At 67.2% G+C, this 20,921-nt stretch carries 24 protein-coding genes and 2 pseudogenes; 14 read left to right on the top strand and 12 right to left on the bottom strand.

Annotation, left to right across the window (positions count from 1 at the left end; genetic code table 11):
* Positions 1-11: 11 nt before the first annotated feature.
* Positions 12-440 carry a MarR family winged helix-turn-helix transcriptional regulator gene (locus ACFV2X_RS40240; protein ID WP_089512216.1) on the bottom strand — a complete coding sequence of 143 codons (429 nt, stop codon included), beginning with the start codon at positions 438-440 and terminating at the stop codon, positions 12-14.
* A 109-nt stretch (positions 441-549) separates the two neighbouring features.
* Here ACFV2X_RS40240 and ACFV2X_RS40245 point away from each other — a divergent pair, with 109 nt between their 5' ends.
* Positions 550-1,464: an alpha/beta hydrolase gene (locus ACFV2X_RS40245; RefSeq protein ID WP_385626260.1), complete on the top strand. Its 915-nt coding sequence runs from the start codon at positions 550-552 to the stop codon at positions 1,462-1,464.
* Between the two features lie 147 nt (positions 1,465-1,611).
* Here the strand turns inward: ACFV2X_RS40245 and ACFV2X_RS40250 are convergent, their stop codons facing one another.
* Positions 1,612-1,974, bottom strand: a complete 363-nt coding sequence (locus tag ACFV2X_RS40250) for a MerR family transcriptional regulator (RefSeq protein WP_385626261.1) — start codon at positions 1,972-1,974, stop codon at positions 1,612-1,614.
* 261 nt (positions 1,975-2,235) lie between these two features.
* Between ACFV2X_RS40250 and ACFV2X_RS40255 the strand changes: the two genes are divergently transcribed.
* The 4 genes from ACFV2X_RS40255 (at position 2,236) to ACFV2X_RS40270 (ending at position 5,563) form a co-directional block, all read left to right on the top strand.
* Positions 2,236-3,060, top strand: a complete 825-nt coding sequence (locus tag ACFV2X_RS40255; protein ID WP_385626262.1) for an NmrA family NAD(P)-binding protein — start codon at positions 2,236-2,238, stop codon at positions 3,058-3,060.
* A 181-nt stretch (positions 3,061-3,241) separates the two neighbouring features.
* Positions 3,242-3,772, top strand: a complete 531-nt coding sequence (locus tag ACFV2X_RS40260) for a MarR family winged helix-turn-helix transcriptional regulator (RefSeq protein ID WP_385626263.1) — start codon at positions 3,242-3,244, stop codon at positions 3,770-3,772.
* Positions 3,773-4,020: 248 nt separating this feature from the next.
* Complete coding sequence (locus ACFV2X_RS40265; RefSeq protein WP_385626264.1) at positions 4,021-4,971, top strand: NmrA/HSCARG family protein; 951 nt, start codon at positions 4,021-4,023, stop codon at positions 4,969-4,971.
* 127 nt (positions 4,972-5,098) lie between these two features.
* A complete protein-coding gene (locus ACFV2X_RS40270) occupies positions 5,099-5,563 on the top strand; it encodes a MarR family winged helix-turn-helix transcriptional regulator (protein WP_385626265.1) in 465 nt (154 codons plus the stop codon).
* A gap of 85 nt (positions 5,564-5,648) precedes the next feature.
* On the opposite strand, the gene ACFV2X_RS40275 is transcribed toward ACFV2X_RS40270, so the two are convergent.
* Positions 5,649-6,137: a carboxymuconolactone decarboxylase family protein gene (locus ACFV2X_RS40275; protein ID WP_385626266.1), complete on the bottom strand. Its 489-nt coding sequence runs from the start codon at positions 6,135-6,137 to the stop codon at positions 5,649-5,651.
* A gap of 122 nt (positions 6,138-6,259) precedes the next feature.
* On the opposite strand from ACFV2X_RS40275, the gene ACFV2X_RS40280 reads away from it, so the two are divergent.
* The 3 genes from ACFV2X_RS40280 (at position 6,260) to ACFV2X_RS40290 (ending at position 9,567) form a co-directional block, all read left to right on the top strand.
* On the top strand, positions 6,260-7,246 hold the full coding sequence (locus tag ACFV2X_RS40280; protein WP_385626267.1) for a pirin family protein: 987 nt from the start codon (positions 6,260-6,262) through the stop codon (positions 7,244-7,246).
* A gap of 22 nt (positions 7,247-7,268) precedes the next feature.
* Positions 7,269-7,607 (top strand): GNAT family N-acetyltransferase, encoded by a 339-nt coding sequence (locus ACFV2X_RS40285; RefSeq protein ID WP_385626268.1) that lies wholly within the window; start codon positions 7,269-7,271, stop codon positions 7,605-7,607.
* 220 nt (positions 7,608-7,827) lie between these two features.
* Positions 7,828-9,567, top strand: a complete 1,740-nt coding sequence (locus tag ACFV2X_RS40290; protein WP_385626269.1) for a pyruvate dehydrogenase — start codon at positions 7,828-7,830, stop codon at positions 9,565-9,567.
* 965 nt (positions 9,568-10,532) lie between these two features.
* Here ACFV2X_RS40290 and ACFV2X_RS40295 read toward each other — a convergent pair.
* From ACFV2X_RS40295 to ACFV2X_RS40330, 8 genes and pseudogenes are all read right to left on the bottom strand, one after another.
* Positions 10,533-10,850 (bottom strand): hypothetical protein, encoded by a 318-nt coding sequence (locus ACFV2X_RS40295; protein WP_385626270.1) that lies wholly within the window; start codon positions 10,848-10,850, stop codon positions 10,533-10,535.
* Positions 10,851-10,907: 57 nt separating this feature from the next.
* The gene (locus tag ACFV2X_RS40300) at positions 10,908-11,204 is read right to left on the bottom strand and encodes an NAD(P)-binding domain-containing protein (RefSeq protein ID WP_385626271.1); all 297 of its coding nucleotides are present in this window, start codon (positions 11,202-11,204) and stop codon (positions 10,908-10,910) included.
* A 22-nt stretch (positions 11,205-11,226) separates the two neighbouring features.
* Positions 11,227-12,252, bottom strand: a pseudogene (locus ACFV2X_RS40305) (LLM class flavin-dependent oxidoreductase).
* Between the two features lie 380 nt (positions 12,253-12,632).
* Positions 12,633-12,875: a hypothetical protein gene (locus ACFV2X_RS40310; RefSeq protein WP_385626283.1), complete on the bottom strand. Its 243-nt coding sequence runs from the start codon at positions 12,873-12,875 to the stop codon at positions 12,633-12,635.
* Positions 12,794-13,267, bottom strand: coding sequence for a TetR/AcrR family transcriptional regulator (locus ACFV2X_RS40315; protein ID WP_385626272.1), 474 nt, complete (start codon positions 13,265-13,267; stop codon positions 12,794-12,796). Before ACFV2X_RS40315 ends, ACFV2X_RS40310 begins: the two co-directional genes overlap by 82 nt.
* 24 nt (positions 13,268-13,291) lie before the next feature.
* Positions 13,292-13,627: a pirin-like C-terminal cupin domain-containing protein gene (locus ACFV2X_RS40320; RefSeq protein ID WP_385626273.1), complete on the bottom strand. Its 336-nt coding sequence runs from the start codon at positions 13,625-13,627 to the stop codon at positions 13,292-13,294.
* Between the two features lie 253 nt (positions 13,628-13,880).
* Positions 13,881-14,483 carry a DNA-binding response regulator gene (locus tag ACFV2X_RS40325; protein WP_385626274.1) on the bottom strand — a complete coding sequence of 201 codons (603 nt, stop codon included), beginning with the start codon at positions 14,481-14,483 and terminating at the stop codon, positions 13,881-13,883.
* Entirely contained in the window at positions 14,480-15,607 is a 1,128-nt protein-coding gene (locus tag ACFV2X_RS40330; protein ID WP_385626275.1) for a sensor histidine kinase, read from the bottom strand. The genes ACFV2X_RS40325 and ACFV2X_RS40330 overlap by 4 nt, the downstream gene beginning before the upstream one ends.
* Positions 15,608-15,741: 134 nt before the next feature.
* Between ACFV2X_RS40330 and ACFV2X_RS40335 the strand changes: the two genes are divergently transcribed.
* The 6 genes from ACFV2X_RS40335 (at position 15,742) to ACFV2X_RS40360 (ending at position 19,754) form a co-directional block, all read left to right on the top strand.
* A complete protein-coding gene (locus ACFV2X_RS40335) occupies positions 15,742-16,623 on the top strand; it encodes an ABC transporter ATP-binding protein (protein WP_385626276.1) in 882 nt (293 codons plus the stop codon).
* Between the two features lie 36 nt (positions 16,624-16,659).
* A complete protein-coding gene (locus tag ACFV2X_RS40340; RefSeq protein WP_385626277.1) occupies positions 16,660-17,379 on the top strand; it encodes an ABC transporter permease in 720 nt (239 codons plus the stop codon).
* 94 nt (positions 17,380-17,473) lie between these two features.
* A complete protein-coding gene (locus ACFV2X_RS40345; protein WP_385626278.1) occupies positions 17,474-17,776 on the top strand; it encodes a hypothetical protein in 303 nt (100 codons plus the stop codon).
* A gap of 338 nt (positions 17,777-18,114) precedes the next feature.
* Positions 18,115-18,354, top strand: coding sequence for a hypothetical protein (locus ACFV2X_RS40350; protein WP_385626279.1), 240 nt, complete (start codon positions 18,115-18,117; stop codon positions 18,352-18,354).
* Between the two features lie 15 nt (positions 18,355-18,369).
* Positions 18,370-18,564 (top strand): hypothetical protein, encoded by a 195-nt coding sequence (locus ACFV2X_RS40355; RefSeq protein ID WP_385626280.1) that lies wholly within the window; start codon positions 18,370-18,372, stop codon positions 18,562-18,564.
* Positions 18,565-18,668: 104 nt separating this feature from the next.
* The gene (locus ACFV2X_RS40360) at positions 18,669-19,754 is read left to right on the top strand and encodes an integrase core domain-containing protein (protein WP_385626281.1); all 1,086 of its coding nucleotides are present in this window, start codon (positions 18,669-18,671) and stop codon (positions 19,752-19,754) included.
* A 45-nt stretch (positions 19,755-19,799) separates the two neighbouring features.
* Here the strand turns inward: ACFV2X_RS40360 and ACFV2X_RS40365 are convergent.
* Positions 19,800-20,567 (bottom strand): annotated as a pseudogene (locus ACFV2X_RS40365) (IS5 family transposase); the annotation flags it as partial.
* Between the last annotated feature and the right edge of the window lie 354 nt (positions 20,568-20,921).

Genomic DNA, 20,921 nt, shown 5'->3' on the forward strand with positions numbered 1-20,921 from the left:
GGCCTGCGTGGTCAGACCTCCGCCCGGTCGGCGGGCGAGAGCATCTCCTGAAGGATGCGCTGCAGCTCGGTGCGGTCCTGCGGGGTGATTCTCGCCAGCCTGCGGTCGTACTCCGCCGCCAGGGCTGCGAGTGCACGATCTCGCGCCTTTGTGCCCGCGGAGGTGAGTACGAGGCGGTGACGCCGCAGGTCCGCGTCGTCGATCTCGCGCCGGATGAATCCCTTGGCGACGAGGTTGCGGACGTAGACCGTCACGCTTGCTTTGGGCAGCAGCAGTGCCGCCGCGATCTCTGCTGGGTACGGCGACGCGGCCACCTCCGCCAGGACGAAGAACTCCTTCGTCTCCAGCCCGAGATCAGTCAGCTCCTCCGTGCAGGCGTCCATCACGACACTCAGCAGCCGCTGGTTCAGCGTCCACAGTTGCGCACCGTCGGCCGACATGTGAGTCCCCCAACCAAGTGGTACCGTTCTGTATTAGTTCCAAACTGTACAAGTATCGTTTTTGTACTGGCGCAGCTATGGAAGAATGGTCTCACGAAGGGCGCTGTCCATGCCTCAGCACATCACGATCCCGCGCGGACCGATCGAGCTCGCGGCCGACCTTCACCTGCCCGACAATGCCGACAGCGCCGCGCCGCTGCGCGCCGTGGTGCTCTCCACGCCCGGCAGCAGCGTGAAGGAGCAGATCGGCGCCAACTACGCGTCCCGCCTCGCCGCCCGCGGCATCGCGGTGCTCGTCTTCGATCCCGCTCACCAGGGGCAGAGCGGCGGCGAGCCACGCGACCTCGAAGACCCCTACCGCCGCGGTGAGGACATCTCCTACGCCATCGACGCGCTCATCACGACCCCCGGTATCGACCCGCAGCGCATCGGCGTCCTCGGTATCTGCGCCGGCGGCGGCTACGCCGTGCACACCGCCCGCACGGACCACCGCATCAAGGCGGTCGGAACCGTGGTCCCCGGCAACATGGGCACCTCCTTCCGCGGCTTCCAGCCCGACGGCCCGGCCGCTGCACTCGACGCCCTCGCCGACGCGCGCATCGAGGAGTCCCGCTCGGGCGAGATGACCCGAGTGAACTGGCTGCCCGACACCCTGGAGGACGCCGCGGCAGCCGGTCTGACCGATATCGACACCACGCAGGCTATTACCTTCTACCGCACCGAGCGGGGCGGCAACGAGCACTCCACCAACCGCCGCCTCTCGCGCAGCGACTCCCTCCTGCTGGGCTACGACGCGTTCCACCTGGTCGACCCACTCATGACCCAGCCACTGCAGGTCATCCTCGCCGGACGCATCGGCAACACACGCTCCTACGAGGCGGGCATACAGCTGTGGAAGATGGCCCCCAACCCGGTCGACCTGATGGTGATCGAGGGCGCCGGCCACTACGAGATGTACGACGAGCCCGAATACGTCGACGCCGCCGTCGAACGGCTCACGAACTTCTACGTCGACAACCTGTAGGCATCCGAACCGGCGAACCCATGTGGTCACGGCGCTGGCGGGCGTTGACCGCTTCTCCTGAGCCGGTAAGGGAAGTGGTCGCCTCCCGGACACGCCCCTGGTGCCGTCGACGTATCAACTGCCCACTCGGCCCGGTTGCCCCCTGGTTCAGGATGAACTTCCTGGTCCGCCATGATTGCGCGCCTCGGTGATGCAGTCGTGCAGCCGCCTGCGCACGATTTGCAGGTCCGTCATCTGCCGGTCGAGGCGGTCGCGTTCGGCGCCGAGCAGCTCCAGCAGTTCCGGTGACGCCCCGCCGGAGTCAGCGAACGGCAGCACCTCGCGAATGGTTCTGCTGGTCAAGCCCACGGAGTACAGCTGTTGGATCAGCCTGACCCGTTCGACGGCACCGTCCGGATACCGGCGCTGGCCACCCGGATTCCGGGAGGAGCGGAGCAAGTCCTGCTGCTCGTAGTAGCGCAGCGCCCTGACGCTGACGCCCGCCTTCGCGGCGACCTCTCCGATCCGCATCCCGACTTCCTGACTCGACTCCACGTCCCGCTTGCACCTGACGTCCGTCCGAACTCTGGAGCACGCCTATGACCAGCACGTCTCCGACTCACTTCGCAAGGCCTCGGGAAAAATCAGCAATGTTCATCAGGAACACGGTCGTGATCACCGAGGGCGCAGTGTGGTCGGCATGACCAACATCGACAAAACCGTCGTCGTCCTCGGCGCCACGGGGCACAGGGAGGATCGGTCGCCGCTGCGCTGCGGGCCGACGGCTGGGGGGTGCGCGCGGTCGTGCGGGACCCGTCCGGCCACCGGGCCAGTTCCCTCTCCGCCGCGGGCGTCGAAACCGTCCGCGGTGACCTCGGCGATCCGGAGTCGCTCCGCGCGGCCTTCTCCGACGCTCACGGCGTCTTCAGTGTCCAGCCGAACTCCGGCCAGGCCGGCGCCGACGTGACCAACGAGGACGAGGTCCGCTTCGGCGCGGCGGTGGCCGAGATCGCCGAGCGCTGCGGCGTCGCCCACCTCGTCTACAGTTTGGCGGTCACCGCGGGTTCGACAACGGGCGTGGACCATCTCGACACCAAGAGCCGTATCGAGGCCCATGTCCGGAATCTGGACATCGTCGGCACCATCATTCGGCCGGCCACGTTCATGGAGCTCCTCGTGACCCCCGAAATGGGCCTTGAACGGGGACACCTGTCCTTCCTGATGCGCCCGGACCAGGCCATGCAGTTCATCGCAGTACGCGACATCGGCCGCATCGTCGCCGCGGTCTTCGGCTCACCCGACCGCTACGCCAGTCGCACCTTGGAGATTGCCGGTGACGCTCTCACCGGCAATGCCCTGGCCGAGAATCTGACCCGGGCCGCCGGCCGGATGATCAGCTACAGCCGTCTGCCGACGACGCTGCCGGGACAGGACGAGATCCTCGGCAAGTTGGAAGCGCTTGTGGACGACGGCAGGCTGGCGGGGAACGCGAACCTCGACGCGTTGCGCGCGGAGTTTCCCTTCCTGCTGGACTTCGACCGCTGGCTGGCAGGCCCTGGTGCGGGTCTCCTTGATCAGGCGCTCCGTTCCTCGGACACGGGCATCGCCCCGCGCTGACGAGGCCCCGGGTGGGCCCGGCCCTATCTGCGCGCTGCTCCGGTCACGGGACAGACGGGTTGGCAGGACTAGACTTCTCTCGGCAGGGTGGTTGCCCTAGTGAGTTGAATTCACAACTCACTACGGGGCTCACAGTACGAAGGCTCGGTCGTCCGGCAGGCCGGGAGAGGTGGCTGACCGATTGTCCGATCTCACGTCGCCGCGGCCGAGCGGGCGGGGGCGGGCCCGCTCTCAGGCCGAATCGGTCGAGGTCGCCACGCCCCGGGTGTCGCAGGAGCAGCGGGAGAACTGGCAGTCACTGGTGATTCTCGCCCACCTGGTCGAAGCCGAACTTGAGCGAAAGACGCAGGACGATGCCGGCATCCCGCACAGCCACTTCAAGATTCTCGCGTTGCTCGCCGGCGCAGATCGGTACACGATGGGCCTCACCCGACTGAGTCGGGCGCTGCGGTTCCACAAGAGCCGGCTGTCACATGCACTCCGAACACTCGAGGCTGCCGGATTGCTCCGCCGCGAGGACACTCCTGAAAAGGGCCGTGCCTACCAGGCCGTCCTCACACGTCGTGGCCTCGACCTCGTGGAGCGAGTGTTGCCGCTGCAGGACGTCTTCGCCCATGACACGGTGCTCTCCGGCCTCACGGCGACCGAGGTCACGCAACTGCGCACCATCGCCGAGAGGATCATCGCGAACCTGGATGATCGGGAGGAGTGACCCGGCCGCCCTGTGACGGAACGGGCCCCGGCCCACCTCGCGCTTGAACGTGGCGTTGAAGGGCTCGGCGAGCGCGGACAGATGTCCGGTTGACAGGTCGAGTGCCGGTGGTCGTGTAGATGATGCGTCATCTACATGGTGGCGGCGGGCGTCGATCGCGGCTGAAATTCGTGCCACTGGTTGATTAATCAACCAGGATGCGCTTCAGTTGATGCGTCATCAATATCTCTGTGTGTAGGGGTACTGGCATGAGTGAGAAGAAGGTCATCGCGGCTGCCGGAGCGACCGGTGCCCAGGGAGGCGGCACCGCCCGGGCGATCCTCGCCGATCCGGACTCGGGGTTCACGGTGCGTGCGCTGACCCGAAACCCCGGCTCGCCCGCGGCCAGGGAACTCGCGCAGCTCGGTGCGGAGGTCGTGCGGGCGGATTTCCATGACGAGCCGTCCGTGCACGAGGCGTTCGAGGGTGCCTATGGTGCCTTCCTCGTCACCAACTTCTGGGCCCACGGTTCGGCGGCCAAGGAGACTGAGGAGATCGAGGTCCTGGTGCGGTCCGCGAAGAACGCCGGGCTGCGGCACGTGGTGTGGTCGACGCTGGAGGACACCCGTGAACTGCTGCCGCTGCAGGACGAGCGGATGCCCGTCCTGCAGGGGAAGTACAACGTCCCGCACTTCGACGTTAAAGGCGAGGGTAACGAGCTGTTCCGGCAGGCAGGGGTGCCGACCACCTTCCTGAACACCACCTTCTTCTTCCAGGGCTTCCTGTCGATGATGGGTCCCAAGCGGGCCGAGGACGGCGTACTGACGCTGACCCTGCCGCTTGAGGACGGCAAGCTGCTGGCCGGCGTGGACGTGAACGACATCGGCCGCACGGCGCTCGCCATCCTCAAGGACAGTGAGCGGTTCATCGGCCAGACCGTCGGCCTCGCCGGCGACCACCTGACCGGCGCCCAGTACGCGCAGAAGCTGGGCGCCGCGATCGGCGAGCCGGTGCGCTTCCAGTCGGTGCCCTACGACGTCTTCCGCTCCCTGGGCGTACCGGCGGGTGACGAGATCGCCAACATGTTCCAGTACTACGGCGACTTCGACCAGGAGTTCACCGGCGCCCGCGACCTGGACCTCCTGCGGGAGATCAACCCGGCACTCGAGAGCTTCGACGACTGGCTGGCCCAGAACGCCGCGAACATCCAGGTGGACTGACCCGCTACCGCCGGCGGGCCATGCCCCGGGGGCCGGACCACCGACGAGCGGCCGCAGCCTCTTCATGGAACAGGCGGTGAGTAGGTTGACGGCGGAGGAGCAGCGTGCGTGGCGGAGCTTCGTCCGGATGAATGAGAGACTCATGGGCCGGTTGTCTCGCTTGTTGCAGACGGAGTTCAACGTCTCGCCTGCGGACTTCGCCGTACTGGCCGAGCTGACGGACGTACCGGACCGGCGGCGGCTTCTGGACATCGCCAGGGCGTTGGAGTGGGAGAAGAGCCGGATGTCCCACCACATCACCCGGATGGTGCAGCGTGGTCTGGTGGTGCGGGACGAGTGTGCCGAAGACGGCCGTGGCACGTTCGTGGCGATCACGGACGAGGGGCGAGCGTTGGTCGAAGCCGCCGCCCCGCGTCATGTGAAGGCGGTGCGAGAGCTCTTCCTCGACCATGTCACGCCGTCCGAGCTGCGGTTGCTGGCTCGGATCTCCGAGCGCGTGTTGGAGAAGCTCGGCGAGGAACCAGCCTCTCGCGAACGGGCGGCCCGGCCTGCGTCATGTGGCCGGCGTGAGCGTCGCCGCGGTGGCCGCTGAGAGAGCGGGAAGGGAACGAAGGGGGCCATGAGTTGCCCCGCCGCCGCTGCGACCTCGACAGCCCGGTGTGGCGGGCCGACCGCCCCTACTTGGCGGGAGTCGAGGGCACCGGGTGCTTGCTCATGACCGACACGCGATTGAACGCGTTGATGGTGACCGCCACCCAGATCGCAGCTGAGATCTGAGCCTCGGGGAGAACCTGCCGGGCGGCCTCGTAGGCGGATGTCTGAGCCGCGGTGTTCACCGGATCGGTTGTGGCCTCGGCCAGCGCCAGGGCCGCACGCTCCGAGGGCGTGAACAGGCCGGTGTCCCGCCATGCGCTCAGGACACCGAGTCTCTGCGGTGATTCACCGGCGCGCAGGGCCGCCCTGGTGTGCACGTCGAGGCAGTAGGCGCAGCCGTTGAGCTGCGACACACGGAGGTTGATCAGTTCCACCGTGGTGCGGTCAAGTCCGGCCTCGGAGGCTGTTGCCCGGACCGCTTCCGAAACCTGCACCAGGGCAAGGAAGGCCTTGGGGCTCTGCTTGTCGACGAAGATCCTGCGGGGTGGGGAACTGCTGGGGTAGTTGCTCACGGCGAGGCCTCCTTCGGGCCACGCTCAAAGTGGCCCGTGTTCGTGCGGGTGCTGTGGCCATCGGCCTGCCCTCGTGGCATTATAGTTGATGCGACAACCAGATCGAGCGGGAGGTGCTCTCGGTGAGCAACACGGAAACCGATGCCGTGGCCCTGCGCTGCGGTGCGCTCGTCGAAGGCGACCGGCCGACCGGAGCCCCCCGCGTCGACGTCCTGTCGGCGCGCGAGGTCCCCCTCGGCGGTCCGCGCGCGATGCGTGTGCGGCGGACACTGCCCCAGCGGGAGCGCTCACTCATCGGCGCCTGGTGCTTCGCCGATCACTACGGTCCGCACGAGGTCGCCGCATCGGGTGGCATGGACCTGCCCCCGCATCCGCACACCGGACTGCAGACGGTGAGCTGGCTGTTCAGTGGAGAGGTCGAGCATCGCGACACCCTCGGCACCCACGCCCTGGTCCGGCCCGGCGAGATGAACCTCATGACCGGCGGATACGGCATCGCCCACTCGGAGGTCTCCACCCCGAACACCACCGTCATCCACGGCGTCCAGCTGTGGGTCGCGCTGCCCGAGGAACACCGCAACACCGCCCGGGACTTCCAGCACTACGTGCCTGAACCCGCGCAGGTCGACGGGGCCGAGATCAGGGTATTCCTGGGCTCGCTCGTCGGCCGGACCTCCCCGGTCCGGGCCTTCACGCCGCTCGGCGCCGAGATCGTCATCGAACCGCACAGGACGCTCACCCTCGCCGTGGACGCGAGCTTCGAGCACGGCCTCCTCGTGGACAGCGGGGACATCCGCCTGATCGACACTGTGCTGCGGCCTGCCGAACTCGGCTACGTCCCTCGCGGCGCGGATGTCCTGACGATGGTCAACGAGACCGACGCCCCGGCGCGGGTCGTCCTCCTCGGGGGACCTCCCTTCGGGGAAGAGATCGTCATGTGGTGGAACTTCATCGGTCGCAGCCACGAGGACATCGTGAAGGCCCGCGAGGACTGGGAAGCCTCCTCCGACCGCTTCGGTGTCATCAAGGAATTTCCCGGCGGCCGCCTTCCCGCACCGGCCCTGCCGAACGCCGCCATCACGCCGCGCCGGAACCCACCGACCCGCTGACCTCCCTCACGAAAGGCATACCATGAGTGAGTCCTCCACCACTACGGTCGTCGAGCGGGCGGACGCCGATCGCCGGTACGAGATCCTGGTCGACGGCCGACGCGCGGGACTGACCGCCTACCGTGACCTGGGCGTGCAGCGTGTCTTCTTCCACACGGAGGTCGACGAGGCGTTCGCCGGCCAGGGGCTGGGCCCGCAGCTGGTCCAGCAGGCACTCGCCGACGTGCGCGCATCCGGAATGCGGATCGTCCCCGTCTGCCCCTACGTCGCCAAGTTCCTCAAGCGGCACGACGAGTTCGCGGACATCACCGACCCTGTCACACCCGACATCCTGCGGTGGCTGAAGGCGCAGCTCGACTGAGTAGTCCGTTCGACTCTTCGGCGGCCAACTCGGGTCCCGCGTACGGGTTCCGGCGCGCACGGTGCGGATCGGCTCGGGTGCAGGAACTTCGTATGCATGCCTTCCCTCCGGGGCCAAGGCCCCCCGGGCGCCCGTGCTTCTATAGTGGACGCATCAACTATATTGAGGCTGCCGACAGCCACATGAGACGGGTGTGCAGCCCGAGGGGAGAAGTCCGGCGATGCGGAAGCTGACCGTGGCCCAGCAAATGGTGGACATCCTGCGCCAGGCGGGCGTGGAGCGGATTTACGGCGTGGTGGGTGACAGCTTGAACTCGGTGGTCGACGCGGTGCGCCGTACCGACGGCATCGAGTGGGTGCATGTACGGAATGAGGAGGCCGCCGCCTTCGCTGCGGCAGCTGAGGCACAGCTGACCGGCAAGCTCGCAGTGTGCGCCGGAAGCTGTGGCCCCGGAAACACGCATCTGATCCAGGGACTGTACGACGCGCACCGCTCCGGTGCGCCCGTGCTGGCACTCGCCTCGCACATCCCGTCCCACCAGATCGGCACCGGCTTCTTCCAAGAGACCCACCCGGAAAGGCTGTTCACAGAGTGCAGCGACTACTGCGAGATGATCAGCACCCCCGGGCAGATGCCCCGGGTTCTGCGGATCGCCATGCAGCGGGCTCTTGGCAACAGCGCGGTGTCGGTCCTGGTGATACCGGGCGATGTCGCGCACGACGCGGCGACTCACCCGACGGGAAGCAGCGACCTGGTCACTGAGCGCGGCCGGGTCGTCGCGCCGGACACCCAGGTTCGGGCGCTGGCCGAGAAGGTGAACGCGGCTCGGAAGGTGATGCTGTTCTGCGGTGCGGGAGTGCGGGACGCGCACGCCGAGGTCATGGCGCTCGCCGAGAAGGCTGCCGCCCCCATCGGGCACACCCTGCGGGGCAAGGAGTGGATCCAGTTCGACAACCCGTACGACGTGGGCATGAGCGGTCTGCTGGGCTACGGTGCCTGCTTCGACGCAATGCACGAGGCCGACCTGGTCGTCTTGCTCGGCACAGACTTCCCGTACAACGACTTCCTGCCGCAGGCACGGACCGTGCAGATCGACCACGATGCGGGCCGCCTCGGCCGTCGTACTGTGCTGGAACTCGGGGTCCACGGCGACGTCCGGGAGACGCTGCGGGCTGTGCTGCCGTTGGTCGAGGCGAAGCGGGGCCGTACCTATCTGGACCGGATGCTGCACAAACATGCCAAGTCGCTGGAGACGGTGGTCTCCGCCTACACCCACGACGTCGAGCGGCACACCCCGATCCACCCTGAGTACGCGGCCTCGGTTCTGGACGAACTCGCGGCTGACGACGCTGTGTTCGCCGTGGACACCGGCATGTCCAACGTGTGGGCGGCGCGTTATCTGACCCCCAATGGGCGGCGCCGGGTGATCGGTTCGTTCCTGCACGGCACGATGGCCAACGCGCTGCCGCACGCCATCGGCGCGCAGTTCGCTTACGCCGGCCGCCAGGTGATATCGATGTCGGGTGACGGCGGACTGGGCATGCTGATGGGCGAGTTGCTCACAGTGAAACTGCACGATCTGCCGGTGAAGACGATCGTCTTCAACAACTCCTCCCTGGGCATGGTGAAGTTGGAGATGCTGGTCGAGGGGCTGCCCGAGCACGAGACCGACCACGAGCCGGTGGACTATGCGGCGATCGCCCGCAGCGCGGGCATCGAGGCGATCCGCATCGAGCGCCCCGGGGATGTCGTCGAGGGACTCAAGCGGGCGCTCGCCCACGACGGACCGTTCCTGGTCGACCTGGTGACCGACCCCAACGCGCTGTCGATCCCGCCGCACATCTCGGCCGCCCAGGTCAAGGGATTCGCCTTCGCCGCGGGCCGGACAGTGCTCGACGGGGGCGTCGGCAAGATGCTCGACCTGGCCCGCGCCAACCTCCGAAACATTCCCCACCCCTGAGACAGTCGCCGTCCTCATCGAGGTCCAGTTTCACGACCTCAGCGACCTGACGAGCGCTGGTGCAACCACTGTGCCCAGCTCTCCGCCGCCCTGCGAGGCGGGGGCGCGGGTGCGTCTCAGCCTCGCGCGCGTGTCGAGCCAGTACGACTTCACGGAGGGAGCGTGCCAAGCCGGCATCGGAGCGGCCTTGCCGGGGGTCCCGGAGTGCCTGCGCGCTTACCTTCTGGCCCTGCGCTGCTTCGATCTGGGGCTGGTGGGGGACTGGGGAGCCACGGCCAGGGCGGCGGTTGACGGGGCGCTGCGGTCCGCGCAGCAAGCGGGGGACAGGGCCGCGTTGGCCACCGTCATGGCGGCTCACTCGAGCGTGCTCTACTACCAGTGCGACTGGGCGCGGGGCTCAAGCGCGTGGACGAGGCCGAGGACATCGCTTCCGAAGCCGTTTTCTCGCGCTCCCTCTGGGTGCCCGAGGAACTGTGGAAAGCGTTCATGCTCGATGTGGCAGGGCGTCCGGCGGAGTCACCCGCCGAGTCCGAGAGCGGCGTCCGGCGCACCCAGCGGCAAGGCCAGGCAGCCGCCACGCCTCCGTGGCTCATGAACCGCTCCAGCGTCCTGCTGGGCGCGGGCCGGCTGTCCGACGCCAGAGCGGAGACGGAAGCGGGCACAGCCATGGCCGACGAACTGGGCTGGGCCACTTCGCCGACGCGACGCTCCTGTACACCGGCGACCGTGACCCGGCGAAGCCCTACGCGGCCGAGGGCAGACGATGTTCGGCGATCCGGCGATACTTGTCCGCAACGCAGGGCCTTGCTGCTGGCGCTCATGGCCGATGCGGAGGGCCGCCCGGAGCAGGCCATGGTGCTGCTCGACGAGTTGTTCACCACGTTTGAGCTATCAGTCTGCCGACCGCGTCGGATTGGGCGATCAGGCCGCGTGCTCCGCCGACTCCGCGGCGGCGGCCCGCGCGCTCAGTACGCTCTTTCCGCGCTCCGACTCCGGAAAGCGGAGAAGCATCGCACGCAGTTCTTCGGCGCCCACGTTGGCGCCGAACGGCTCGGTGCCCGGTTCCAGTCGTACCCCTTCGGCCAGGGGCCGGCCATGACGGGGTCGAAGCCGACTGCATCGACTATGCGGGCGACGGTGGTGAGGTCGTTCGGATCGTCACCGGCGATCGCGATTGCCTTACGTCCGTGCGTTCCCGGACGCTGGGCCCCGTCGTCCAGATCGTGGTAGCCCATGTGGTTGAACGCCTTGACCACCTGTGAATCCGTCAGGTAGTCCTGCACGATCTCGCTGGAGGAGGTCAGCGGGTCGGTCAGGTCCTCGCGGATGCCGTCGACTTCTCACCAGTAGTTCATGGCGTCGATCACGAGTTTGCCGCGCAATGCATCGAGGGGGAGAGCGCGGTACTTGCCGAGCGGCAGCGCCAGGATGGCGACGTCCGCCGCCGCGGCGGCTTGAGCCGCGGTGACCGGGATCGCGCCAGGGGTGAGGACCTGGATGGTGAGCGCGATCTTGGCGGGGTCGCCCGAGTCCGCGATGAGCACCCGGTAGCCGCCGGCCTGGGCCGGCCGCCCCAGCGCCGTGCCGACCTTGCCCGCACCCAGGATGCCTACGGTGTTCACGGGCGTGCTGAGCATGTCTTCTTCTCCGTTCACGGTGTCAGCTCGCGAGGATCTCGCGGACCATCGGGAGCACCTTGGTGCCGTACAGCTCGACGGCGCGCAGGCGGGCGCTGATCGGCTGGTTGCCGTAGATGAGGTCGAAGCGGCCGACGCCGAGTGCCTTGATCGCGCGGGCCATCTTGCGGGCGACCGTCTCCGGCGACCCGATGTAGAGGGAGCCGTGCTCGATCTCCGAGTCGTACTCGTCCTTGCGCAGCGGCGGCCAGCCCCGCAGTGCGCCGATGCGGTCCCGGACGACCTTGTAGCCCGGCCAGTGCAGTTCCCGGGCCTGCTCGTCCGTGTCGGCGATGAAGCCGGGCGAGTGCATGCCGACAGGATGGGCGGTCGTGCCGAACTGTTCTGCGGCGCGCCGGTAGAGGTCGATGAGGGGCACGAAGCGTTCCGGGCTGCCGCCGATGATGGCGATCATCAGCGGGAAGCCGTAGTGCGCGGTGCGGATGACCGACTGGGGAGAACCGCCGACGCCCACCCAGGTGCTCAGGTGACCGGACTCGGTCTTGGGAAAGACGTCGGCGTTCTCCAGCGGAGTCCGTTTGCTGCCGCTCCAGGTGACGGGCTTCTCCTCCAGCAGCCTGGCTAAGAGCTCGATCTTCTACTCGAACAGCACGTCGTAGTCGGCGAGGTCGTATCCGAAGAGGGGGAACGACTCGGTGAACGATCCGCGTCCGAGGATGACCTCGGCCCGGCCGTTGGACAGTGCGTCCACGGTCGCGAACCGCTGGAACACGCGGACCGGATCGTCGGAGCTGAGCACGGTCACGCCGGAGCTCAGACGGATCCGGTTGGTGCGCGTGGCGATCCCGGCCAGCACAGTCTCCGGGGTGGTGATCGCGAACTCCGGGCGGTGGTGTTCGCCGAGTGCGATGACGTCCACGCCGGTCTCCTCCGCGAGTACGGCCTCCTGGACTACTTGGCGGATGGCCTTCGCGTAGGACACCGGGGTGCCGAAGTCGTCCTCCAGTACGTCTCCGAATGTGTCCAGACCGAAGACGAGACCAGACATGGTGGGCTCCTGTGCAGACCGATTGTTGAGGTGTCAATTATCCGGGCATTTGATTGATTTGTCAACCAGTTGAGAAGTGGTGGTACTTCGTGGGGTGCGGCATGAGTGCATCGTTCGGCCCGAGAGGTTTGGGAGTCGTTCGCTGGCCGCTCTGTCGCAGCCGAGAGGTATCGCGGGTGACGTGCGCCATGCCTTCCCCGGCGGACGCCACCATCGACCGCACTGATGAAATCTCGTCTTCGAAAGGTGGGTGCCGTGACCCAGGACTTCGCGGTGCGGGATTCTGCTGGTCGGCCGACGCGCGGCTGGCTCCTATGTTGGCAAGAAGGTGATGCATCAACCATTCGGCGGTGCTGAGGCCCGCACGGCGGCGCCCATCGTCACCCCTCCCGGTCGGCTTCGGCTTCCCGCTCAGGGGTCGGCTGACAGAGGCGTTCGATGAGGATCTGCCAGCTGTCGGCCAGGCGTGCGATGTGGAGGGCCTTGTTGGCCCGCGGGGACATGGGCAGGTAGAGCAGGATGGGGCCTTCGAGCGCGCCGGTCAGCTGCAGGGCGAGGCTGTCGACGTCCGGAGCGTCGACCCCGGCCTGCCCAAGAAGCATGCGGAGATGGATCTGGGACAAGGTCGACTCCCCGGCGGGAATCGACTGGTTGTGATCCAAGGCGGCGCGGGCGATGGCATGACGTTCCAGTAGGAACCTGATGCGGGCACGGCCGTAGGCCGCCAGTCGGGCGGCCGGCATTGCGCCGGGGCCCAGGGGTGGGGGCCGTAGAGGACTCGTTCCCGGAAGGCGCGATCGTCGTCGTCCAGGAGGGCGTGGAAGATGCCGGCCCTGCTTCGGAAGCGGCGGAAGACGGTGCCTTTGCCTACGCCCGCCCGTTCGGCCAGGCCGTCCATTGTCACCTGCTCCACGCCAGTCTCGGTGATCATCTCGCGGACCGTGTTCAGTAGGAGCTGCCGGTTGCGAGCTGCGTCGGCACGCTCGATGACCGTGGTGGTGGACGACTTGCTCATGGTGTGCCCTTCGTAGGGTGTAGGTCAGCGGGTCGACGGGTTCTGGCGCGGTGTGATGGCGGCGTTCGGCAGGGGGCCGGTGCGGGAAAGTAGCCGCCAGGAAAGTCCTCGATGGCGCCGAAGCCGGTCGGCCGGGGCCTCCCAGTCCTCGCGGGCTTTCACAATGTCCTTGCGGCTGCGACCGATGAAGTTCCACCACGTGACGATCTCATCCCCGAAGGGCAGCCCTCCGGTGCGGATGGTCCGCACCGAGGCGTCGGTCTCGTTCGACGTCTTCAGGGTGTCCGCGCCGCGAGGGACGTAGCCGAGCGCGGCAGGCCGCAGCACGGTGTCGATCAAGCAGATGCCCTCGCTGTCCATGAGGAGGCCGTGCTCGCAAGCCGCGTCCACGGCGAGAATGAACGTCACGTGCGGTCCGATGACGATCTCGGCGCCGAGCCGATCTCCGCGACATCTTCAATGCGATCCTCTCGCCAACTGCAGGGGAATCGCCGCACCGTATGCCTTCTCGATGCTTGGCGCTGTTTCCTCTGGGGACCTTCCATTCCAGGATCAGGCTGTCCAGGTCAGAGGGGGCCTCAGCCGCTTCGTGTCTTTCACTCGTCGGGTGTGGTCACAGCCAGTCGTGTTCGCGGGCGTACCGCGCCGCTTCGTGCCGGGTCTGGGCCTGGGTCTTCCGCATCGCATTGGACAGGTAGTTGCGGACGGTGCCCTCGGCGAGGTGGAGCCGACCGGCGATGTCGGCGGCGGAGTAGCCGTCGGCCGTGGCGCGCAGGACGTCGATCTCGCGGTCGGTGAGGGGGCAGTCGTCGATGAGGGCGAGCGCGGAGACGTCCGGGTCGATCCAGCGCCGTCCCTCGTGCAGGGTCGCGATGACGGACGCGATGTGCGCCGGTTCAGCGGACTTGCTGACGAATCCCTGGACACCGAGCTTCAGCGCCCGGCGCAGTACCCCGGGCCGGGCGTGCCTGGTCAGCATGAGGATCACCTGGTCCGGCCGGACGCTGCGGATGGCCGAGACGGCGCTGAGCCCGTCGACGCCGGGCATCTCCAGGTCGATGACGAGCACGTCGGGCCGGTACCGCAGGGTGGCGCGGACGGCGTCCTCGCCGTCCTCGGCTTCGGCGCGCACAGCGATGTCTCCCTCGAGCGGCAGCAGCGCCGCGAGCGCCTTGCGCAGGAGTGCCTCGTCGTCGGCGAGTACGATGGTGGTCATCGGGCCTCCTGTGCCTCGGGACCAGGCGACGGGAAGTCGGCGGCGGTCAGGAAATGCCCGTTCTTCTGGTCCACTGTGAGCTTTCCCCCGTTGTCGGCCACGCGTTGTTCGAGAACGGCGAGACCGCTGAGTTCTGAGAGCGGCTTGTCTGCTGCGCCGTCGTTGACGATGGTGATGCCTGACTCGGACAACGTGATCCGGACTTCCCGCGCCTGGGCGTGCCGCAGGATGTTGGTTGTTGTCTCGCGCAGGACCTGGCCGAGCAGCTCGCCCGTGCGACTGTCCGAGCACGCATCGCGGCGGATGTGTACCGTGATGCCAGCGGCCTCGAACAGGTTCTTCGCATTCTCCAGCTCAGCGGGGAGGTTGAGTCGACGCTGTGCGTAGACGAGCTCCTTGGTCTGGGTGATGGTGTCGCTGACGAGTGAGTAGATCTCGTGCAGCTCCTGCTCTGCCCGGCCGGGGTCGCGGTGCACCAGCTTCTGTGCAAGGGCGACTTTGAGCTTCACCACGTGCAGGGTGTGACCCTGGATGTCGTGCAGGTCGCTGGCAAACCGCATACGCTCACGCACCACGGCCAGCTCCGCCTCATGCCGACGCGACTCCTCCAAGTCGTGGACGACATCGTAGAACCGCTTGTTGGGGAACATCAGCCCCGTCACGATGGCGGTGACGCCCGCGGGGACGATGACATACCTGATCAGTACCTGACGCGGGTCGTCATCCGTCATCAGGAACCGTGCCGCGCCCACGACGGCGACGTAGGCGACCAGGGTGACGGCGGCTGCGCCACGATGGCGGCGCAGCCGCGGCACGACCAACGGGCCCACGACGGACAGACCGAAGATCGCCTTCCCACTCCCGGCCACCAGCACACCGAAGAGCCAGACACCCGCGGTGAGGACCAGGCACGGCACGGCGACCCGGGCCAGACTGCCTGCCGCCCAGGATACGAAGGCCACCAGTGCCGCGACCACACCCAGGCCCAGGACCACAGCGTCCGACCAGGACTCGGCGTCCAGCGCCACCAAGAGCACCCCACCGACAGCGACCACCGGGAGCAGCGTGATCAGGTTGAGCCGGCGCAGTCGTCCCTGTGCCGTCGCCTCGGTAATTTCAGACATCGTTCAGCCAGTATCCGTGCGGAGCTTCCGGTACACCAGTGACACTGCGTCATGCATGCCTGCCAGGAATGTCATGGCGGGGACGTGATGCGATGGCACTGCCGAGAGCGCGTCGCGGCCGGTGGAATCGAGGCATGTCCACTACAGCAGTCATCGAGGTCACGAAGCTCAACGTCCGCTACGGCGATTTCCATGCTGTGAAGGACCTGTCGTTCCAAGTGCGGCGTGGCGAGTTCTACGCACTGCTCGGCACGAACGGCGCAGGCAAGACGTCGGCCCTCGAGGTCATCGAGGGACATCGGCCGGCCGAGTCGGGCACCGTCCGCGTCTTGGGGCAAGGCCCGCGCGACCGCGCTGCCGTGCGCTCGCGGATGGGCATCATGCTGCAGGAGAGCGGCTTCTCTCCGGATCTCACGGTGAAGGAGTCGGTCCGGCTGATCGGCATGCTGACCCGGCGGCACGACGACGTCGACCGCGTACTGGGCGTCGTGGGTCTGACCCGCAAGGCGGGCACCAAGGTGTCGCAACTCTCCGGCGGCGAGAAACGTCGTCTGGACTTCGCCACCGCCGTGTACGGCGGGCCCGAGCTGGTCATCTTGGACGAGCCGACGACCGGCCTGGATATCCAGTCCCGCGACGCGCTCTGGGCCGCCGTGGACAGGCTGCGCGACGAGGGATCCACGGTCGTGCTCACCACTCACTACCTGGAGGAGGCGCAGCAACGGGCCGATCGTATCGGGCTCATGCACCAGGGGACCTTCCACCGTGAGGGGACCGTCGTGGAGTTGACGCAGACCCTGCCGTCGGTGATCACCTTCGCTCTTCCGGCCGGTGCTCCCGAGCCGCCAATGGGAGCTGTGCACGCGGACGGGGCCTTTCGTGTGGAGACCTTCAGCCTGCAGGAGGACCTCTACCGCCTGCTGGGCTGGGCTCACGATGCCGGGGTGGACTTCCGGGAACTGCAGGCCGGTCCGACCCGCCTCGACGATGTCTTCCGCGCCATCACCGGCGGCTGAACCCACCAACGCTTTGCCACGAAGGGACCCAACTCCATGTTCGCGATCGCTCGCAGTGAGCTGATCCAGATCTTCCGGAACCGGCTGGTTCTGGTCACCGGTCTTATCGTGCCGGTCGCCATCAGTGCGTTCTTCGTCTACCGGCACGAGATCTTCGAGGATGTGGCCGGCCTCGGCTACATCGCGGCGATCGTGATGTTCACCGTGATGGCCTTCGGGCTCTACACCACGGCCGTGACTACGCTGGCCTCGCGTCGGCAGAACCTCTTCCTCAAACGGCTGCGCTCCACCGCCGCCGGCGATGTCGACATCCTCACAGGGCTGCTCTTGCCGGTCACGGTCATCGCGCTGGTCCAGGTGGTCGGGATCCTGATCGTGCTGGGCGTAGTCGCCACCGAACCGTCCCAGATCCCGCTCCTCGCGGCTGCAGTCCTGGCCACGCTGGCCATGTTGGTCGGCCTGGCACTCGCCACGGCGGGGCTCACGAACTCGCCGGAGCACGCTCAGGTGACCACGCTACCCGTCAGCCTGTCGGTGATCGCGGTCGCCAGCTGGGTAGGCATGACCGGCACTGAAAATCTCGCCCTGCTCAAGCGGCTGCTTCCCGGTGGCGCCGCCACCGAACTGGTCGTCAATGCCTGGGAGGGCAACGTACCCGTCGCGGACTCCCTGATCCTGCTGGTCCCCACACTGAGCTGGGTCGTCGTCGCCGTCGGGCTAGCTTCCCGCCTCTTTCGTTGGGAACCACGCCGATGAGCCCGACCGAGCGCCGCTGGCCCGCGGCGCCCGGCGACGAGACCGTCACCTGCGGGGGCTCCACCACCAAGGCCGTCCCGACCCCGTGAACCACATGCTGCTCACGATCGCCAAAACCGGCAGCGCAACCTGCCGCCTCTCGGGCTGCTCGGCCGCCCGCTTCGGCGAGGCTCAGTCGGTGCCTCCGGCCATCGAGGGCTCGAAGCCGCAGGCCGTTGTCATGCTCGCCCTGGGTGAGTATGCAGACGAGTTTCAGGAACGTTTGTCGTTCAGCATCTCGATCGGGTTGGCCTGGCCACTGGGTCCGGGGCATGGAATGTGCATCGGCCGAGCTCGCGCATCGCACGGGCCAGGCGCCACCGCCGCGACTGACGGTCAATGTGGCTCGGGTTCGTGACGGCCTGGGCAGCCCGGAATCGCCCGGGTACGCCTCAGCCTGCTGTTTCCTCGCCCACCGGATGCTCCACATCCGAGGAAGCTGCCGCGGTTGTGGTTCAAGTCTGCGCTGTGCCGATCTTCCTAGGCTGCGGAAGCAGTGCAAACCCGGGCGGCTGTCCGCGTGCTGCGGGCCACCGTCCTGCCCCCGCCCCGCCGCGACCGCGATCACCTGCTGCACTGGTCCGCCTGGCGCCGCGCACACCAGCACCGGGCAGCCGAGACACACCGCCGCTGAAACAACATCACCGCGGCCGCGACGACGCGACAAGGCGAGCATGATCAAGAACTACAGCTGCCGTGACTGACCTCGCCGCCCACCTCGGTTGCACCATCGGAACCGTCCGTAAGTGGCTGGGCGACGGACTCCTGACTGGGCGCCAGGAGACGCGCCACCCGCACCACTGGATCCTCTACGCCACACGCGAAACGATCACCCGGCTCGAAGCACGCCTCGCCAAGGCGCGAGGACGCACCACTCGCGTCCACCCCCGCTTCGCCGACGAACTCGACGACCACACACCGATGCAGCCTGCTTGACGCATCGAGAACAGCGTGCATTGGATCCGAGACGTCACCTTCGACGACGACGCCAGCCAGACCCGCACCCGCAACGCCCCCGCCGTCATGGCCGCCCTCCGCGACATCATCCGTAGCGCCTTCCGCCTCGCCGGCTGGGTCAACACCGCTAGCGCATGCCGCGCTCACACCACACCAACAGCCGTACTCATCCTCTACGGCATCCCATAACTATGGGGACATTCCCGGAACACTCCCGGGCCTGTGGGGCTCGGATATTCATCGCTGCTGTTCAAAACGCCACGGTCTCCGCGTAGCACTGCGATCCTGGTGGGATGGTCGTGTCGCTTCTCTACCGGATGACTCGACGTCTTCTCTCCGTCCCAGCAGTGCTCCTACAGCGGGACACCTCGAAAGAAGCTGAGCTTCTCGTCCTCCGGCACGAAAACGCTGTGCTACGACGCCAACTGCAAGGGCGGGTACGGTACGAGCCTGCGGACCGTCTCTGGTTCGCAGCCCTGTCCTCGCTGATCCCCCGCCGCCGCTGGACCAAGATCTTCCCGGTCACACCGAGCACGCTGCTCGCCTGGCACCGCAGGCTCGTCGCCCGCAGATGGGACTACTCCCGACGACATCGAGGTCCCGGACGGCCGCCCACGCAGGCCGCCATCAAGAAACTCGTACTGCGCCTTGCCCGCGAGAACAGCCGATGGGGCCACCGCCGGATTCAAGGTGAACTGGCCCGGCTCGGACACCCGATCGCCGCCTCCACCGTCTGGCAGATCCTCCACAACGCAGGAATCGACCCCGCACCACGCCGCACCGGCCCAACCTGGCGCGAGTTCCTCTCCGCACAGGCCACCAGTCTGATCGCCTGCGACTTCCTCCACATCGACACCATCAACCTGCAACGCCTGTACGCCCTGATCTTCCTCGAGCACCACACCCGGCGCCTGCACATCGCCGGCGTCACCGCACACCCGACCACTGCATGGGCCACCCAGCAAGCCCGCAACCTCGCCACCGACCTCGGCATACGCATGGACTCGCTGCGCTTCCTCATCCGGGACCGCGACAGCAAGTACACCAACACCTTCGACGCCGTGTTCCAAGCCGAGGACATCGAGATCATCAAGACACCGGTCCGCGCACCGAAGGCCAACGCCCACTGCGAACGAGTGATCGGCACCCTCCGCCGAGAAGTCCTCGACCACATACTGATCCTCGGCGAAGCTCACGCGCGCCAGGTCCTGGCCACGTACCAGAGGCACTACAACGCGCACCGCCCGCACCGAGCCCGATGCCAGCTACCTCCCCAAGCAGACGGACAACCACCTCCGGTCCTTGACCCGGCCAGCCGCAGAGTCCTGCGCACTCGCGTCCTCGGCGGCGTGATCAACGAGTACAGATACGCCGCTTGACCAGGAGCGATGATTATTCGAGCCCCGCAGGTGGGTCATGAGGGTGATGGCGGCGAGTTGGATCATGGCTGCTGATCGGTGGGGGTGGGTTTCGTAGTCGCGGGCCAGGCGGCGGTGGTGCATGAGCCAGCCGAGGGTGCGTTCGATGACCCAGCGGCGGGGCTGGACGTGGAATCCGCGGATGCTGGGGTCGCGTTGGACGATTTCGAGGTCGATGCCGAGGTGGGCGGCGTGTTCCACGGCTTTGGTCTTGTAGCCGTTGTCGGCCCAGGCTTTGGTGACGGTGGGGTGGCGCTCGCGGACTTTGGTCAGGAGTTGGGTGCCGGCGGTGGAGTCGTGGACGCTGGCGGCGGTGACGGCCACGGCCAGCAGGAGACCGAGCGTGTCGGTGACGATGTGCCGTTTGCGTCCAATGATTTTCTTGGCCGGGTCGATGCCTTGGCTGGTCAGGTGGACAGTGGCGGAGGTTTTGATGCTCTGGCTGTCAATCAGGCAGGCGCTGGGCTCGCTGGAGCGGTCTTCGGCCTGGCGGACTTTGCCGCGTAAGAGGCCGGTGAGCTGGTCGAAGATGCCGTCGGCTTCCCAGTGGGCGAAGTACCCGTAGACGGTCTGGTGGGGCGGGAAGTCGTGGGGCAGGTAGCGCCAGGGGATGCCTGTGCGGTCGACGTAGAGGATGGCGTTCATCAGGGCGCGCAGGTCGTGGGTGGGTTTACGGATGCCGTTGCGGGCCTGGCGCCAGGCTTCGAGGGTGGGGCGGATGAGTTCCCAGCGAGCATCGGACAGGTCGCTGGGGTAGGGCCGTGAGGGCTGCATGATGCCTGGGTATGCGGTGGCGGCCAGTCTGAGCAGGGCGTGTGCGGGGGTGTTGGGTGCACCGGGGTGTGCGTTCTCAATTGCGCGTGAACCGGTGGGTTTCTAAATGAGACAGGAGCTTTTGCAAGGAACCCGGCGCATAACTGGTCTGCTGGTTGCCGCATAAGCCGTTTTTCCGGCGGATCGCTTGGTTCGGTGCTCGTATCTGGCCGCTAAAAATCATCATGAAACATACGATAGGCGAATCAAACGCTCACTAAGACCGTGTCCTATGTGGTGAGGCGTCGTTGCCCCGGGCATGGGGCGGGGTACGTGGAGTTGGATTGTTCCGGACGGGCTGTGGGAGATCGCGAA

It is taken from the genome of Streptomyces sp. NPDC059679 (assembly GCF_042734105.1).
Taxonomy (GTDB): domain Bacteria; phylum Actinomycetota; class Actinomycetes; order Streptomycetales; family Streptomycetaceae; genus Streptomyces.

What these genes read in the sequence shown, in the direction of transcription:
- ACFV2X_RS40240 (WP_089512216.1), bottom strand. Translation starts at nt 440, where the DNA reads ATGTCGGCCGACGGTGCGCAACTGTGGACGCTGAACCAGCGGCTGCTG.
- ACFV2X_RS40245 (WP_385626260.1), top strand. Translation starts at nt 550, where the DNA reads ATGCCTCAGCACATCACGATCCCGCGCGGACCGATCGAGCTCGCGGCC.
- ACFV2X_RS40250 (WP_385626261.1), bottom strand. Translation starts at nt 1,974, where the DNA reads ATGCGGATCGGAGAGGTCGCCGCGAAGGCGGGCGTCAGCGTCAGGGCG.
- ACFV2X_RS40265 (WP_385626264.1), top strand. Translation starts at nt 4,021, where the DNA reads ATGAGTGAGAAGAAGGTCATCGCGGCTGCCGGAGCGACCGGTGCCCAG.
- ACFV2X_RS40270 (WP_385626265.1), top strand. Translation starts at nt 5,099, where the DNA reads ATGAATGAGAGACTCATGGGCCGGTTGTCTCGCTTGTTGCAGACGGAG.
- ACFV2X_RS40285 (WP_385626268.1), top strand. Translation starts at nt 7,269, where the DNA reads ATGAGTGAGTCCTCCACCACTACGGTCGTCGAGCGGGCGGACGCCGAT.
- ACFV2X_RS40290 (WP_385626269.1), top strand. Translation starts at nt 7,828, where the DNA reads ATGCGGAAGCTGACCGTGGCCCAGCAAATGGTGGACATCCTGCGCCAG.
- ACFV2X_RS40300 (WP_385626271.1), bottom strand. Translation starts at nt 11,204, where the DNA reads ATGCTCAGCACGCCCGTGAACACCGTAGGCATCCTGGGTGCGGGCAAG.
- ACFV2X_RS40315 (WP_385626272.1), bottom strand. Translation starts at nt 13,267, where the DNA reads ATGAGCAAGTCGTCCACCACCACGGTCATCGAGCGTGCCGACGCAGCT.
- ACFV2X_RS40320 (WP_385626273.1), bottom strand. Translation starts at nt 13,627, where the DNA reads ATGGACAGCGAGGGCATCTGCTTGATCGACACCGTGCTGCGGCCTGCC.
- ACFV2X_RS40325 (WP_385626274.1), bottom strand. Translation starts at nt 14,483, where the DNA reads ATGACCACCATCGTACTCGCCGACGACGAGGCACTCCTGCGCAAGGCG.
- ACFV2X_RS40330 (WP_385626275.1), bottom strand. Translation starts at nt 15,607, where the DNA reads ATGTCTGAAATTACCGAGGCGACGGCACAGGGACGACTGCGCCGGCTC.
- ACFV2X_RS40335 (WP_385626276.1), top strand. Translation starts at nt 15,742, where the DNA reads ATGTCCACTACAGCAGTCATCGAGGTCACGAAGCTCAACGTCCGCTAC.
- ACFV2X_RS40340 (WP_385626277.1), top strand. Translation starts at nt 16,660, where the DNA reads ATGTTCGCGATCGCTCGCAGTGAGCTGATCCAGATCTTCCGGAACCGG.
- ACFV2X_RS40345 (WP_385626278.1), top strand. Translation starts at nt 17,474, where the DNA reads ATGCTGCTCACGATCGCCAAAACCGGCAGCGCAACCTGCCGCCTCTCG.
- ACFV2X_RS40360 (WP_385626281.1), top strand. Translation starts at nt 18,669, where the DNA reads ATGGTCGTGTCGCTTCTCTACCGGATGACTCGACGTCTTCTCTCCGTC.